The organism is Cellulomonas uda, assembly GCF_006538705.1.
In the GTDB taxonomy this organism is placed as follows: Bacteria; Actinomycetota; Actinomycetes; order Actinomycetales; family Cellulomonadaceae; genus Cellulomonas; species Cellulomonas uda.
Genome location: NZ_BJLP01000001.1, coordinates 54,065 through 68,648 on the forward strand (window position 1 = coordinate 54,065; position 14,584 = coordinate 68,648).

Annotated in this window: 15 protein-coding genes and 1 pseudogene; 6 read left to right on the top strand and 10 right to left on the bottom strand. The window is 76.0% G+C overall.

The window, feature by feature from the left end:
- Window positions 1-82: 82 nt before the first annotated feature.
- Together CUD01_RS16890 and CUD01_RS00255 are read right to left on the bottom strand one after the other, a co-directional pair.
- The gene (locus CUD01_RS16890) at window positions 83-766 is read right to left on the bottom strand and encodes a sigma factor (protein WP_307722654.1); all 684 of its coding nucleotides are present in this window, start codon (window positions 764-766) and stop codon (window positions 83-85) included.
- On the bottom strand, window positions 763-1,149 hold the full coding sequence (locus CUD01_RS00255; protein WP_141317749.1) for a YciI family protein: 387 nt from the start codon (window positions 1,147-1,149) through the stop codon (window positions 763-765). Before CUD01_RS00255 ends, CUD01_RS16890 begins: the two co-directional genes overlap by 4 nt.
- Before the next feature lie 272 nt (window positions 1,150-1,421).
- On the opposite strand from CUD01_RS00255, the gene CUD01_RS16335 reads away from it, so the two are divergent.
- The 5 genes from CUD01_RS16335 (at window position 1,422) to CUD01_RS00280 (ending at window position 6,663) form a co-directional block, all read left to right on the top strand.
- The gene (locus tag CUD01_RS16335) at window positions 1,422-1,589 is read left to right on the top strand and encodes a hypothetical protein (RefSeq protein WP_166772066.1); all 168 of its coding nucleotides are present in this window, start codon (window positions 1,422-1,424) and stop codon (window positions 1,587-1,589) included.
- A 479-nt stretch (window positions 1,590-2,068) separates the two neighbouring features.
- Window positions 2,069-3,226 carry a hypothetical protein gene (locus tag CUD01_RS16755; RefSeq protein ID WP_208405292.1) on the top strand — a complete coding sequence of 386 codons (1,158 nt, stop codon included), beginning with the start codon at window positions 2,069-2,071 and terminating at the stop codon, window positions 3,224-3,226.
- Between the two features lie 182 nt (window positions 3,227-3,408).
- Window positions 3,409-4,092, top strand: a complete 684-nt coding sequence (locus tag CUD01_RS00270; protein WP_208405293.1) for a nucleoside/nucleotide kinase family protein — start codon at window positions 3,409-3,411, stop codon at window positions 4,090-4,092.
- Between the two features lie 38 nt (window positions 4,093-4,130).
- Window positions 4,131-5,342 (top strand): MFS transporter, encoded by a 1,212-nt coding sequence (locus CUD01_RS00275; RefSeq protein ID WP_174773790.1) that lies wholly within the window; start codon window positions 4,131-4,133, stop codon window positions 5,340-5,342.
- 64 nt (window positions 5,343-5,406) lie between these two features.
- Window positions 5,407-6,663 carry an APC family permease gene (locus tag CUD01_RS00280; RefSeq protein WP_280525795.1) on the top strand — a complete coding sequence of 419 codons (1,257 nt, stop codon included), beginning with the start codon at window positions 5,407-5,409 and terminating at the stop codon, window positions 6,661-6,663.
- Here CUD01_RS00280 and CUD01_RS00285 read toward each other — a convergent pair.
- From CUD01_RS00285 to CUD01_RS00315, 8 genes and pseudogenes are all read right to left on the bottom strand, one after another.
- A pseudogene (locus CUD01_RS00285) lies at window positions 6,652-8,549 on the bottom strand (heavy metal translocating P-type ATPase). The gene CUD01_RS00280 and the pseudogene CUD01_RS00285 overlap by 12 nt on opposite strands.
- 70 nt (window positions 8,550-8,619) lie before the next feature.
- On the bottom strand, window positions 8,620-8,892 hold the full coding sequence (locus CUD01_RS00290) for a metal-sensitive transcriptional regulator (protein ID WP_094181232.1): 273 nt from the start codon (window positions 8,890-8,892) through the stop codon (window positions 8,620-8,622).
- 22 nt (window positions 8,893-8,914) lie between these two features.
- A complete protein-coding gene (locus CUD01_RS17205; protein ID WP_255407174.1) occupies window positions 8,915-9,046 on the bottom strand; it encodes a DUF8730 family Cys-rich protein in 132 nt (43 codons plus the stop codon).
- 35 nt (window positions 9,047-9,081) lie between these two features.
- Window positions 9,082-10,785, bottom strand: a complete 1,704-nt coding sequence (locus CUD01_RS00295) for an FAD-dependent oxidoreductase (RefSeq protein WP_141317751.1) — start codon at window positions 10,783-10,785, stop codon at window positions 9,082-9,084.
- Between the two features lie 66 nt (window positions 10,786-10,851).
- Complete coding sequence (locus CUD01_RS00300) at window positions 10,852-11,241, bottom strand: DUF1905 domain-containing protein (RefSeq protein WP_141317752.1); 390 nt, start codon at window positions 11,239-11,241, stop codon at window positions 10,852-10,854.
- Window positions 11,242-11,298: 57 nt separating this feature from the next.
- Complete coding sequence (locus CUD01_RS00305; RefSeq protein WP_243861011.1) at window positions 11,299-11,628, bottom strand: FAD-dependent monooxygenase; 330 nt, start codon at window positions 11,626-11,628, stop codon at window positions 11,299-11,301.
- Between the two features lie 57 nt (window positions 11,629-11,685).
- The gene (locus CUD01_RS00310; protein WP_141317753.1) at window positions 11,686-12,528 is read right to left on the bottom strand and encodes a tetratricopeptide repeat protein; all 843 of its coding nucleotides are present in this window, start codon (window positions 12,526-12,528) and stop codon (window positions 11,686-11,688) included.
- Window positions 12,529-12,672: 144 nt separating this feature from the next.
- The gene (locus tag CUD01_RS00315; RefSeq protein ID WP_141317755.1) at window positions 12,673-13,479 is read right to left on the bottom strand and encodes a Nif3-like dinuclear metal center hexameric protein; all 807 of its coding nucleotides are present in this window, start codon (window positions 13,477-13,479) and stop codon (window positions 12,673-12,675) included.
- 91 nt (window positions 13,480-13,570) lie between these two features.
- Between CUD01_RS00315 and CUD01_RS17210 the strand changes: the two genes are divergently transcribed.
- Entirely contained in the window at window positions 13,571-14,548 is a 978-nt protein-coding gene (locus CUD01_RS17210) for a cold-shock protein (protein ID WP_141317757.1), read from the top strand.
- Window positions 14,549-14,584: the final 36 nt, after the last annotated feature.

The following is a 14,584-nucleotide window of genomic DNA, read 5'->3' on the forward strand; positions in this document are numbered from 1 at the left end:
CGTCAACGAACCTAATCGTTTGCCGATTTCGCGCGGCTTTCCGATATCGAACCGCTTCGAGAGACCGTTCGACGACGTCTGTTCAGGTCAGCGCGAGGTGGGTGTCCCGGGGACGACGAGGCCGCGCGTGCCACGCCCTTCGACGCGCCGTCCGACCGCGGCCGACCCGGCGATAGTGTCGGCGCCCGCGCGTCAGCGCCGGGGCTCGGCGCGGCCCCGCTGGTCGCGCCGCCGGGTCAGGTGCGCCACCTCCGCCGTGTTGCCCGCCAGCTCGATCGCCCGCCCGTACGCCTCGCGCGCCTGCGCGCTGCGACCCAGTGGTCGTCTCCTGCACCAGGAAGGCGCGCGCGATCTCCGGCACGGTCAGCCCGCCCAGCATCCGCAGCGTGAGCGCCACGCGCGCGTCCGGCGACAGCGCCGGGTGGCAGCACGTGAACACCAGCCGCAGGCGGTCGTCGTCCACCGCACCGAGCGGTGCGCGCTCGTCGTCGTCGAACAACAGCCGCGCCTCCTCGTGCTTGGCGTCGCGGTGCGACTCGCGCCGGACGCGGTCGAGCGCCTTGCGGGTCGCCGTCGTCGTCAGCCAGGCACCGGGCGTCGTCGGGACCCCGTCGCGCGGCCAGCGCTCGACGGCCGCCGCGAACGCCTCCGCGGCCGCGTCCTCGGCGACCCCCAGGTCGCCGAACCTGCGCGTGAGGGTGGCGACCACCCGCGCCCACTCCTGGTGGTGGGCGCGGGTGACCGCCGCCTCGACCTCGGGTGTCACGACCCGAGCAGGTCCTTGATCGACTCCTCGGTCTGGAACGGGCGGACCTCGACCTTGCCGCGGCATGCCTTCGAGCCCTCGGCCGCGAGGCGTAGCGCCACGTCCAGGTCCGGCGCGTCGACGATCCAGAACCCGCCGATGTGCTCCTTCGACTCGAGGTACGGGCCGTCGGTGATCACCGGCTGGTCGCCCTGGCCGTCGACGACCGTGGCCGTCGTCGCCTCGGCGAGACCGTCGGCGTAGACGAAGTAGCCCTCGGCGACGAGCTTGTCGTTGAACGCGCCGGTGTCGGCGAACGCCTCGAGCATCGCCTCCTTGGACGCGTAGTTGCCGTACGGGGTGCGCTCGGCGGGGCCGAACACGGACAGCAGGTACTTGGGCATCTCGGGTCTCCTCGGTGCACGGGTGGTCCTACGACGCGGTCCGGATGACCGCCTCTCACCTTCCCGACGAACGGGCCTGACGGAATTCGACACCTGTGGGGAGGATCGTCGCGACCCGTTCACGACGACGCGGCTGGCGTGGCAGGCGTGCAGCAGCGGGTGGGGGCGTACGCGGTGGGCTACGACGTCGCGCTCGACGCGCTGCTCGGCGTCGGCTCCGAGGTCGTGCCGTCCGTGCGGCCGGTGCGCCGGACCGGCACGCGCTGCGCGTCGTGTATCGCGCGCACGTCACGGGCGGCGCGCTGCGCGACGAGGTCGACGGCTCGACCGACCGCGCCGCCTGGTTCCCGTTGGACGCGGTTGCGGACCTGCCCCGCCACGGCTTCGTCGACGAGGCCCTGCGCCTCGCGGGCCTGCTGGGCGACGCGCGGTCCCGGTGAGGTCGTGAGTTCCTCGGTCAGTCGTGCAGATGACTGCACGACCTGGCGAGAAACTCACGACTTGCCGAGGAACGCGCGTCGCCCACCAGCCACCACAGCAGCGCGAGGACCGGCAGCAGCGCACCCACGGCACCGCGAACGCGAGCAGCGGCACCCACGGTGCGCCGCGTTGCGGCAGGCCGACGACGTCGCCGCCACCCGCACGAGCACCTGACCCGGTGCGGGGCGTGGGCGGGCACCTCCGCGACGCGCTGGACCTCCGGACCGCCGGTCGTAGACCACGGCCTTCATCGCCGGGCTCCTCGAGTCGCGGCGGGTTCGCGGGCCGGCGTCGAGGCGGGCCCGGCCGCGGCGTCCTGCGGGACGGGTGAACCTCGGGTCTCACCCGCGCCGCGCCTTGTCGCGCCGCGGCCCGGACCCTAGAACGGACGAACCGGACGTCGCAGGGTGCGGCGTCGCAGGTCCCAGGGGGTTGCCCGATGACCGCACGACTTCGTCCTGCCCTGACCGCGGCGGCGCTCGCCGCCGCGCTCGCACTGACCGCCGTGCCCGCGAGCGCGGCGCCCGGGCGCCCGTGCCCGCCGCCCACGTGGAAGGCCGTCGAGCTCGGCACGCTCGGTGGCGAGCGCACCACACCGACCGCCGTCAACGACAGGGGCCAGGTGGTCGGCCGCTCGCAGGTCGCCGACGGCCGGTGGCACGCGTTCCTGTGGGTGAACGGCGTGATGACCGACCTGACGCCCGACGCGCAGGACAGCACCGCGACGGACATCTCCGACCGCGGCCACGTCAGCGGCTGGGTGCAACCGCAGCCGGGCGAGGACTCGGACGCGTTCGTCTGGCGCCGCGGCACCACGACCGTGGTGGCCGAGGGCGCCTACGGCACGGTCGTCAACGAGCGCGGGCAGGTCGGCGGCGTCGTCGCGAAGCCCGAGACGTGGTCGGAGAACCCGTTCGTGTGGACCGCGGGCACGCGCGTCGACCTGCCGTCCCCGCCGTTCCCGGGCGCGCGTTCGGTCGCGTCGATCAAGGACCTCAACGACAAGGGCGTGGTGCTGGGCGACGGCGAGTACGACGACGACTCCGACCTGGCGTACGTGTGGTCGAAGGGCACGTTCACCGAGCTGCGCGACGACGGCGCCGTGCTGCGCGGCGTCGACCTCAGCAACCGCGGCCGGGTCGCGGGGTCGGTCGGGCTCGGCGGCGGGCTGCGCGAGGCGGCGCTGTGGCGCGGCGGCGGGATCGTCCGGCTCGGCGCGCTGCCCGGGACCGCGTCGTCGCAGGCGTACGCGCTGAACGACAAGGACGTGGTGGTCGGCGTGAGCGCGGTGGCGCCGGGGCAGCGGGGGACCGGGTTCGTGTGGCGTGCGGGGGTGCTCACACCGGTCACGACGAGCGGGTGGAGCGTCGCGACCGACGTGAACGAGCGTGGCCAGGTGGCCGGTGCGCTCGGTTCGACGAGCGCCGACCTCACGCAGCCGTTCGTCTGGCAGGGCGGGCACCTCCAGCGGCTCGGGAGGCCGACGTCCGACGACGTGGACGTGGTCGACCTCAGCGACAAGGGCCACGTGCTCACGGTCACGGGCGACTTCCTCGCCGAGCGCGGCGTCCTCTGGACCCCGACACCCACCCGCTGACCCGCAGCACCCCGACGACGACATCCCCACCCGCCCCGGTCCCCCCGCCCCCCCTCGCCGAGTGCGCACGTCCCGACCCGAGTGCGCACGCCGGGCATGCGCACTCGCGCACGACCGTGCGCACTCGGCGGCGGAGGGGGCGGGGTGGGGGAGGGGCGGGGGCGGGGGGCAGGATGGGCGGCGTGGTGACGGGTGGGCGGGGCGACGTGCTCGAGGGCGTGCTGGGCGACGTGCTCGATGGCGTGCTCGACGGCGTGCTCGACGGCGTGCCGGTGGGTGGGCGCGCGCTCGTCGCGGTCGACGGGCGGGGCGCGAGCGGGAAGAGCACGTTCGCCGTGCTGCTTGCCGCACGCGCCCGCCCGCGGCCCGTCGTGCTGCTCCACGTCGATGACTTCTTCCACCCCCCGCACGTCCGGCACGCGCGCGGCCGGATGTCGCCCGAGGGCTTCTGGCTCGACACGTACGACTACGACGCGCTCGTCGCGACCGCGCTCGAACCGCTGACGCGCGCCGGCTCGGGGTCGTTCCGGCGCACGTCCTCGACCCCTCCTGACGGCGCCGAACGGGCGCCCGACGACGCGCTCGTCGTCGTGGAGGGCACGTTCCTGCTGCGTGACGAGCTCGTGCGGTTCTGGGACGTGGCGGTCTTCCTCGACGTGCCGCAGGACGAGGCCGAGCGCCGGATGCGGGCGCGCGGCCGGCTCGACGAGGCGCTCGCGGACCAGCTGCTGGCGCGGTACGACGGTGCGCAGCGGCTGTACTTCGCGCACGCGCGCCCCTGGGAGCGCGCCACGCTCGTCGTCGACACCACGGACCCGACCGCGCCGGTCGTCGTCGACGCGGGGCAGGCGCACGCGGCACGCTGACGAGCACCGCGGGGGTAGGCGCGGTCTACCGTCCTGGTGTGACGACGGATGCGGCGGCGCGGTCCGCGGCCTGGCGCGTGGTGCTGGGCCTCGGCGTGGTGTCGCTCGCCGCGGACATGGTCTACGAGGGCGCGCGGTCCGTGACCGGGCCGCTGCTCGCGTCGCTGGGCGTGCCGATGGTCGTCGCGGGCCTGGTCACCGGGCTCGGTGAGGCGGTCGCCCTGGTGCTGCGGCTGCCGTTCGGCGCGCGGGCGGACCGGGCGGGACGGTACTGGCCGACGACGATCGCCGGGTACGGGCTGACGGCGGTCGGCGTGCCGCTGCTCGCGCTCACCCCGGTGCTCGCGTCGGGCGGGGCCGCCGTGGCGTGCGTGCTGCTGCTGCTCGAGCGGTTCGGCAAGGCCGTGCGCAGCCCGTCGAAGTCGGTGCTGCTGGCGCGTGCCGCCGAGCACGTCGGGATGGGCCGCGGGTTCGGCGTGCACAAGGCGCTGGACCAGGTCGGTGCGTTCGTCGGGCCGTTGCTCGTCGCGGCCGTGCTCGCCACGACCGGGTCGCTGGTCCCGTCGCTGGCTGTCCTCGCGGTGCCGGGCGCGCTGGCGATGGTGCTGCTGCTCGTCATGCGCCGCCTCGCCCCCGACGACGAGCCGCCGGCCGACGAGCTCCCGCACGCGGCCGCCGGACCGCGCGGGTGGCTCGCACCCGCACGGGACCTGCCGCGTGAGTTCTGGGTGTTCGCCGCGGGCGCGGCCGCGGTCGGTGCGGGCCTGGCCACGTTCGCCGTCATCTCCTACCACCTCGTCGACGACGCGCTGCTGCGACCCGCGGCCGTGCCCGTCGTCTACGCCGGCGCGATGGCCGCCGCGGCCGTGGGGGCGCTCGTCGTCGGTGCGCTGCACGACAGGCTCGGACCGCGCGTCGTCCTCGTCGTGCCCCTGCTCGTCGCCGCCGTCCCGCCGCTCGCGTTCGGCGCGACGCTGCCCGCCGTGCTCGTGGGCGTGGCGGTGTGGGGGCTCGCGGGCGGGATCCTCGACTCGACCGTCAAGGCGCGCGTCGCCGAGCTAGTCCAGCCCGGCCGCCGGGGCACGGCCTACGGCTGGTTCGCCGCGGTGCAGGGTGTCGCCGCCGTGGTCGGCGGCGGGCTCGCGGGCGCGTTGGCGGCGGACGCGCTCGGCGTGCTCGTGGCGGTGGTCGCCGGGCTCCAGGCGGTCGCGTTCGCCCTGCTGGCGGGCGCCGACCGCCGGGTACCCTGACCGCATGCCGGGATCCGCGGACCACCGACCCGGCGAGCCGCATTCCGCGCGTGACGGGGGCCCGGTGAGCGGCGCGCAGCCCGCGCTCGCGCGGCGGCTGGGCACGGGCGACGCGGTGGTCGTCGGGCTCGGGTCGATGATCGGCGCGGGCGTGTTCGCGGCGTTCGCACCCGCCGCGCGCGCCGCGGGGTCGGCGCTCCTCGTCGGGCTGCTCGTCGCGGCGGTCGTCGCGTACGCCAACGCGACCGCCTCCGCACAGCTCGCGGCGCAGTACCCCACGTCGGGCGGCACGTACGTGTACGGCCGGGAGCGGCTCAGCCCCTGGTGGGGGTTCCTCGCGGGGTGGGGCTTCGTCATCGGGAAGACCGCGTCGTGCGCCGCGATGGCGCTCACGTTCGCCGCGTACGTCGCGCCGAACGCGCAGCGGCCCGTCGCGGCGGCCGCAGTGCTGCTCCTGACGGCCGTGAGCTACCGGGGGGTCACGCGCACCGCACGGCTCGCGCGCGTCGTGGTGGCCGTGGTGCTCGTGGCGCTGACCGCGGTGGTCGTCGCGACGCTCGTCGGCGGCGACCCCGACTGGTCGCGCGTGGAGCCGTGGGGTGGGGCGAGCGGCGGCTGGTACGGGACGGTGCAGTCCGCGGGGCTGCTGTTCTTCGCGTTCGCGGGGTACGCGCGGGTCGCGACGCTCGGCGAGGAGGTGCGCGACCCGGCCCGGACCATCCCCCGGGCGATCCAGCTCGCGCTCGCGATCACGCTCGTCGTGTACGCGACCGTCGCCGTGACGCTGCTGGCGACGTTGGGTGCCGACGGGACCGCTGCCTCGTCGGCGCCGGTGGCCGACGCCGCGGCGACCAGCGGGTGGGCGTGGACCGGTCCCGTCGTCCGCGTCGCGGGGGCGGCCGCGTCGCTCGGCGCGCTGCTCGCGCTCGTCGCGGGTGTGGGGCGCACGGGCCTGGCGATGGCGCGCGAGGGTGACCTGCCGCGCTGGCTGGCGGCCGTGCACCCGCGCTACCGCGTGCCGCACCGGGCGGAGGTCGCGCTCGCGGTGGTGGTGTGCGCGCTGGTGCTGACCGTGGACCTGCGCGGGGCGATCGGGTTCTCGTCGTTCGGGGTGCTGCTGTACTACCTCGTGGCGAACCTGGCCGCGTGGACGCAGCCGCGCGAGCACCGCCGGTTCCCGCGCGCGTGGCAGGTGGTCGGCGCGGTCGGCTGCACGGTGCTCGTCGTGACGCTCCCCGCGACGGCGGTGCTGGTCGGGGCGGCCGTGCTGGTCGTGGGCGTCGTGTGGCGGGCTGCGCGACGACGCGCGTCACGCGCCTGAGCGCACCCGCTCGTCCTCGCGCGGCGGCACGGGGGACGGCCCGGCCCCCGCGACCGCGGTCCGCTCGGCCCGGCTGGGCCGGACCGCGAGCAGCGCCCACAGGATCGTCGCGAGGTCCACGACCTCCTGCAGCCACGCGCCGGCCAGCGCCGGCAGCCGCCCGGCGGCCGCGACGAGCATGAGCCCCACCGACATGACGAGGCCGATCCCGATCGACTGCCACGCGACGCGCAGCGTGCGCTGCCCCACCTGCACGGCACGTGCGGCGCGCGACAGGTCGTCGACCATGACGACGACGTCGGCGGACTCCGAGGCCGCGCTCGAGCCGCGCGCGCCCATCGCGATCCCCACGTCCGCGGACGCGAGCACGGGGGCGTCGTTCACGCCGTCGCCGATCATGAGCACGGGGCGCAGCGGTGCCGTGCGGATCGCGGTGACCTTGTCCTGCGGCAGGAGCGCCGCTCGCACGTCGTCCACGCCGGCCTGCGCGGCGATGCGCCGGGCGACTGGCTCGCTGTCCCGGTGAGCATCATGGTGGTGCGCACGCCCGCCCGGTGCAGGGCGGCGATCGTGCCCGCGGCCTCGGGGCGCAGCTCGTCGGCCAGCGTGAGGTGACCGGCCGGCCGGCCGTCCACCGCGACGTGCACCCCCGTGCCGGCGCCGGGCTCGCTCGGCGTCGTCCCCGTCTCGTGCGCGACGAACCGCGCGCTGCCGACGACGACGACACGCCCGTCCACCGTCCCGCGCACTCCGTGCGCGGGCACCTCGAGCACGTCGTCGGCGGCCGGGACCGCGCGCCCGGTGGCGCGAGCGTGCTCGACGACGGCCTGCGCGAGCGGGTGGCTCGAGTACTGCTCGACGGCCGCGGCGAGCAGCAGCAGCTCCTGCGGTGCGACGCCGTCGGCGTGCACGTCCGTCACGCGCGGCTGCCCGAACGTGAGCGTGCCGGTCTTGTCGAACGCGGCCGTCCGGGCGCGCGCGAGCTGCTCGAGCGTCCCGCTGGACTTCACGATGACGCCCGCGCGGGCGGCGCGTGACATGCCGCCGAGGAACGCGACGGGTGCCGCGATGATCAGCGGGCACGGCGTCGCCACGACGAGGACCTCGGCGATGCGGGCGGGCTCGCCGGACACGAGCCACGCGGCGACCGCGAGGCCGAGCGCGAAGAGCGTGAACGGCACCGCCACGCGGTCCGCGAGCCGGACGAACGGCGCCTTGGAGTCCTGCGCCTCACGGACGAGGGCGACGATGCGCTGGTACTGCGAGTCGGCCGCGAGCGCCGTGGCGCGCAGGTCGAGCGCCTCGCCGCCGTTGACCGCACCCGAGAGCAGCTCGTCGCCCTGCACGTGGTCGACGGGCAGCGACTCACCCGTCAGCGACGACTCGTCGAGCGTCGCGCGGTCCGACTCCAGCACGCCGTCGACGGGCACGACCTCGAACGGCCGCACGACGAGCACGTCACCCACCGCGACCTCGTCGACCGGCACCTCGGTGACCGAGCCGTCGGCGTCCTTGCGGCGTGCGGTGCGGGGCGCGTTCTGCAGCAGACCCGTGAGCTCGCGGCGCGCGCGGCCGGCCGCGTAGTCCTCGAGCGCCTCGCCGCCGCTGAGCATGAGGCACACGACGAGCGCGGCCCAGTACTCGCCGACCGCCACGGTCGAGACGATCGCCGTGACGGCGAGCAGGTCCACGCCGTACCGGCCCGCGCGCAGGTCGGCGACCATGCCCCGCGCCTGGATCCCCGCGACGACGAGAGCGAACGCGGACACGACCACCTGCGCGGCACCGGGCAGCCCGGCGGCCTCGAGCACACCGCCGACCGACCCGACCACGAGGGTGGCGAGCACGACGGGGTAGGCGACCAGGCGCCCGAGGACGGTGCGCATGATCCACTTGTACGCCCGACGCGCCGGTCCCGGCCACGTTGGACAGGCTCGCCTGACCTCGCGCGGGCGGTCAGGCGAGCGAGAGGAACAGCTTCTCGAGCTTCGCGACGTCCAGGGTGGGCGCCTCGTCGGCGTCGTCGGGCTGCGTGAGGCACTGCCGCATGCCGGACGCGATGATCGCGAAGCCGGCGCGGTCGAGCGCACGCGACACGGCCGACAGCTGCGTGACGACGTCCTCGCAGCCCTTGCCTTCGTCGAGCATGCGGATGACGGCGGCGAGCTGGCCCTGCGCGCGCTTGAGCCGGTTGCTGACCTTGGTCATCTCGGTGGGGTCGAGGTCCACGGTTCCTCCTGGGTCGGGGGTGTCAGGCGCGGGAGGTCGCCTGGCACGTGCACTGCTGATCCTGGGGCACGCCGGCCATGACGTCGTCGACGTGCATGCCGCAGCCGGTCCAGGTGACCTTGCCGCAGCGGGGGCACAGAGCGGGGCTGCACATGGTGGTACTCCTTCAGAGGGGTCGGGTTCAGGGGGTCAGCGGGTGGGGGTGAGGTCGGGGCGGGCGGTCGTCAGGCTGATCCAGCCGCCGGACAGGTTGCTCGCGTCGAACCCCGACTGCACCAGGACGCGCGTCGCGATGTTCGAGCGGACGCCGCTCGCGCAGTGCACGGCCACGTGCCGGCCCGCGGCCGCCTCACGCACCTCGTCGAGCCGCTCGCGCAGCTCGGTGTGCGGGATGTTGAGCGCGTCCGCGAGGTGACCGCGCGCGAACTCGGCGCGCGAGCGCACGTCGAGCACGAGGCTGGAGGCGAGCACGTCGTCCAGCTCGGTGGGGTGCCACTGCGGCAGGGTGCCGTCGAGCACGTTCTGCGCGACGAACCCGAGCATGTTGACCGGGTCCTTCGCGGAGCCGTAGGGCGGCGCGTACGCGAGCTCGAGCTCGGCGAGGTCGTCGGCGGTCATGCCGGCGCGCAGCGCGGTCGCGAGCACGTCGATGCGCTTGTCGACGCCGTCACGGCCGACGGCCTGGGCCCCGAGGAGCCGCCCGTCGGGTGCAAAGCTCGCGACGACGTGCACCTGCTCGGCACCCGGGAAGTACCCGGCGTGGTGCCCGGCGTGCGTGCGGACCACCTCGTGCGGGATGCCCGCGCGCTGCAGCGTCGCCTGGCTCGCGCCCGTCACCGCGGCCGTGAGCCCGAACACGCGCACGATCGCGGTGCCGAGCACGGACGCCTGCGGCGTGGTGCGGTGGCCGAGCATCGAGTCGGCCGCGCGGCGGCCCTGGCGGTTCGCGGGGCCCGCGAGCGGCACGGGGCCGGTCAGGCCGGTGACCGCCTGGACCACCTCGACCGCGTCGCCGACCGCCCAGATGTGCGGGTCGGAGGTGCGCTGGTCGTGGTCCACGCGGATGCCGCCGCGCTCCCCGAGCTCGAGGCCGGCCTCGCGGGCGAGGGCGCTCGCGGGGCGCACGCCGACGTTCACGACGACGAGGTCGGCCGGCAGCCGCGTGCCGTCGGACAGCGTGACGAGCGCGGAGCCGTCGTCGGCGGACGCGACGGCGCTCGCGGACACGCCGAGGTGCAGCGCGACGCCGTGCGTGCGCAGCTCGCCGGCGAGCAGGGGGGCGAGCTCGGCGTCCAGCGGCGGGAGCACGTGGTCGGCGAGCTCGACGAGCGCGACGTCCAGGCCGCGCGCGGCGAGCGCCTCGACGGCCTCGAGGCCGATGAACCCGGCGCCGACGACGACCGCGCGGCGCGGCCCGTCGGCGGGCAGCCGGTCGACGCTCGCGATGATCGCGTCGAGGTCCGGGACGGTGCGCAGCTGGTGGACCGCGGGGTGGTCGAGGCCCTCGACGGGCGGGCGGACGGCGACCGCGCCGGGCGCGAGCAGGAGCGCGTCGTACGGGAGGTCGTACGTGCCGTCGGCGGTCTCGACGGTCACGGTGCGTGCCGCGCGGTCGATCGCGGTGGCGCGGCTGCCGGTGCGCACGTCGAGCGCGAGCGCGGCGCGCAGCGACTGCGGCGTGTGCAGGAGCAGGGAGTCGCGGTCCTCGATCTCGCCGGACAGGTGGTAGGGCAGCCCGCAGTTGGCGAACGAGACGTACTGCGACTGCTCGAGGACGACGATCGAGGCGGACTCGTCGAGGCGGCGGGCGCGGGCGGCTGCGCTCATGCCGCCGGCCACCCCGCCGACGACGACGATGCGTCGGGGCGTGCTGGGTGCGTCAGTGGGGGACATGGCTCAAGGATACCCCCGGGGGTATCCGATCACGCAAGCGCGCAGGTCCCGCTCGCTCCCACCGTCTCACTGCGCGGCCGGGTCGTAGTAGTCGTCGTCGTCCGCCGGGTCGTGCTGCGGCCGTCCGCGCGGCGGCGGCGCGGCCTCGTCGGGCACCTCGGGTGCGTCCGGGTCCTGCACGCGGACGACGAGCGCCACGTCGTCACCCAGCTCGACCCCCTCCGCGCGGCGTGCGGCGGACTTCACCGGCACCAGGAACCCGCCGTCCTTCGGGAAGATCGACGTCGTGAACGTCGTCCCGCCGAGCGTCACCGTCGCGGGGATGCAGCCCCACCCGTAGGTCACGTGCGCCGCGACGGCCCGCAGGCGCGCGGCCTCGTCGTCCGGGAGCGCGACGAAGTGGAACGGCGCCGGCCCGCGCCACCAGATGACCTCACCGCCGAACCGCAGCTCCACCCGTCGAGCATGACAGCGACCACCGACGCGGCCACCCCACGCCGGTCCCGCACGCCCTCAGCCGGCGACGACCGCGCGGGCGCCGGGCGGGATCGTCGGCGGGGCGGCGTTGAGCCGGTCGACCGCGAAGCCCGCGGCGGCCTTGTACCCGGCCATGAACGCCGCGCGCTCGGCCTCCGGGACCACGTCGTCGATGTCGTCGAACTGTGCCCCGAGCAGGCGCGCGTCCATGACCGCCTGGCTCGCGCCGTTGGACCCCGTCGGGTACATCGCGTGGGCCGCGTCGCCGACCAGCAGCACGGGCCCGTCCTGCCAGGTCGGCACCGGGTCACGGTCGATCATCGGGTTCTCGTAGGCGACCTCGGCGCGGCGCAGCAGGTCCGGCACCTATCACCGCTGTCACTATCACCGGTGTCACTATCACCGGTGATAGTCGGACCCCCGTCAGCCCGCGCGGCGGACGGCCGAGAGCAGGGAGTCCGCCGCCGACGGGCGGCCCGCGAGCGTCGCGGCGGCCCGGACGTCCCCGTCCGACAGGCCGTGCTCCCGCACGACGTCGATCGCCTCGTGCACGCCGTCGCCGTCGCCGTGGGCCAGGAGCGTCAGGTACCAGCGGACGGCGGAGGTGGGGTCGGGCCGGCCGCCGAACCCCTCGCGGTACCAGTCGGCGGCGGCGCGCATCGAGCCGGCGTGGCCGCGCTCGGCGGCCCACACGTACCAGCGCAGCGCGGCCTCGTCCTGGTCCCGCTCGGAGAGCCGGTCGCCCAGCCGCGCGCCCGCGCGCTCGACGCCGAGCCCCGCGGCGAGGGCGAGCAGCATGTCGCCCTCGCGCTGCGGCACGGAGCCGGCGAGGTTGAGCAGGGCGATCGGGTCGCCCTGGTCGGCGGCGCGACGCGTCCACCGTGTGCCGGCGTCCTCGTCGCGCTCGACGCCGTGGCCCTCGCACAGCAGGAACCCCCGGATCCGCTGCCCGAGCGGGTCCCCGCCCTCGGCGGCGACGCGTGCGTAGTCCGCCGCCGCGGGCAGGTCGCCGATGAACTCGGCGACCATGAGCGCCAGGACGCCGGCCGCGGCGGCGTCGCCCGCGTCCGCGCGGTCGTCGAGGTGCGAGGCCGCGTGCTCGAGGCCCGCGCTCACGTCCGCACCGTGCCGCCCGCCGGCCTCGAGCCACGCGCGGGCGGCTGCGGTCCAGTCGCCCGCGCGTGCGGCGGTGTCGGCTCGACGCAGGAGCTCGTCGAGCGTGGGCGGGTGCGGGGCGTCCTGCGGCGGCGTGAGGAGGGGGTCCACCCGGCCGACACTAGGGCAAATCGGACAGATGTCCATGAGGGTGCGCGGTGCGGCACCCGGTCGGCGGTCACCCGGCGGCGGGATGGTGCGGTGCTCACCGACCGCCGCACGCGCCACGAGGCGAGCTCCTGACCCGCTACCCGCCTACGCGCTGACGGTCCGGAACGGGTCGGCGGCGGCGACGAGCTCCACGGGCAGCTCGGGCACCAGCCCGGCGAGCCAGCGCGCGGCCTCGGCCATGCCCTCCTGCTCGGACGGCACGTGCCCGACGACGACGACACCCGCGCACACCCCGGCCGTCACGGCGTCGGCCGCGTACTCGCCGGTCTCCCACTCGTGCCCCTCGCCGATCACCAGCACGTCGACGTCCGGCCGCGCGAGCAGGTGCCGGTTGCGCGCGAACCCGACGAACCCCGGCTGCAGCCCCACGACGGACACGGGCGCCCCGGGGTCGCCGACGTACCGCAGCGCGCGCGCCCCGAGCGACCGTGCGACGTGCGCGGCGAGCGCGCCGAGCGTCGTCGTCGGCAGGTCGTACACGCCGGGCTCGTCGGGCCGCGCGGCGTCCAGCCAGCCGAGGGCACGCGCGGTGCCGGTGAGGATGCCGTCGGGGCGGCGGTCGTGCCACGCGTCGTGCGCGCGCAGCACGACGAGCCCGTGCTCGGCGACGAACGCGGCCTTCGCGGCGTGCACGGGGTCGCGCTCGGCGGCGAGGACCTCGTCGGACGCGCCCTGGTGGTCGAAGTACAGCGGCTCGTGCGACACGACCAGGTCGAGCCCTCGCGCGGCCGCGCGCTGCAGGACGTCGAACGTCGCCATCATCGTGACCGCGACTCCCCGCACCTCGGCGTCCGGATCGCCGGCGAGGAAGCCGTCCACCGTGCTCGGCCGGGGCGCCGCGCCCACGCCCGCGCTCATCCGCTGCGCCACCTGCCGTGCCGTCGTCGCCACGGCGGCCACCCTAACGAGCGCGCGTGGCTCGCGTCGCGCGCGCGGCGGGGGACACTGGAGGGAGCAACCCACCTTCCGACGAGGAGACGACGTGCCCCAGGGAACTGTCCGATGGTTCGACGCCGAGCGAGGGTTCGGCTTCCTGGCGCTGGGTGACGACGCGCCGGACCTGTTCGTGCACGCGTCCGAGGTGCTGGGCGACGAGCGTGTGCTCCGCGAGGGGCAGGAGGTCGAGTTCGAGCTCGGCGAGGGGGACCGCGGCCCGCAGGCGCGGCGCGTGCGTGTCACCGGCGACGTCGCGGCGGACGCCCCGCTCGGGAGGCTCGGCACGGTCTCCTGGTACGAGCCCGCGAAGGGCTACGGCTTCCTCACGCCCGACGAGGGCGGCGCGGAGATCTTCGTGCACTCCTCCGCGATCGTCGGCGGCGGGGTCGTCCACGAGGGCCAGCGGGTCGCGTTCCTCGTCGTGCCCGGTGAGCGTGGCCCGCAGGCGGACCACCTGCTGCCGCTCGGCCCGTCGGCCGGTGGTGGCGGCGGGGAGGACGACGGCGCGAACGGCACCGTGACCTGGTACGACCCCGACAAGGGCTTCGGCTTCGCGACCGCCGACTCCGGCGGCGACGTGTTCGTCCACGCGTCCGCGCTGCTCGGCGGGGTGCGCGAGCTGGCCGAGGGCGACCGGATCGCGTTCGACGTGGTCGAGGGCGACCGCGGGCTGCAGGCGCGCGACGTCGAGCTCGTCGGCGGCCGTCCCCGGCGCCCCGCCCCGCGTACGGCCGGCCGCGGCCGCCCCGACTCGCGCCGTCCTGACTCGCACCGTTCCGACTCGCACCGTTCCGACTCGCACCGCGGGTCGGGGGCGCCCGCGCGCGGCGGCGAGGGCGTCGTCGCGCGGTACGACGCCGACCGCGGCTTCGGCTTCATCCGGCCCGACTCGGGCGGTGACGACCTGTTCGTGCACGTCTCCGTCGTGCGCGGCGGCGAGGTGCTGGCCGAGGGCGACCGCGTGCGCTACCAGGTGCGCCAGAGCGACCGCGGCCCCCAGGCGGACCGCGTCGAGCTGGTCTGACCCGACATGCAGGGGCGCCCGCCCGCGTGACCCGCG

Bases quoted from the DNA above. Each gene is read 5' to 3' on its own strand.
- CUD01_RS16755 (WP_208405292.1), top strand. From the start codon at position 2,069: ATGACCGCACGACTTCGTCCTGCCCTGACCGCGGCGGCGCTCGCCGCC.
- CUD01_RS00255 (WP_141317749.1), bottom strand. From the start codon at position 1,149: ATGCCCAAGTACCTGCTGTCCGTGTTCGGCCCCGCCGAGCGCACCCCG.
- CUD01_RS17205 (WP_255407174.1), bottom strand. From the start codon at position 9,046: ATGTGCAGCCCCGCTCTGTGCCCCCGCTGCGGCAAGGTCACCTGGACC.
- CUD01_RS00295 (WP_141317751.1), bottom strand. From the start codon at position 10,785: ATGTCCCCCACTGACGCACCCAGCACGCCCCGACGCATCGTCGTCGTC.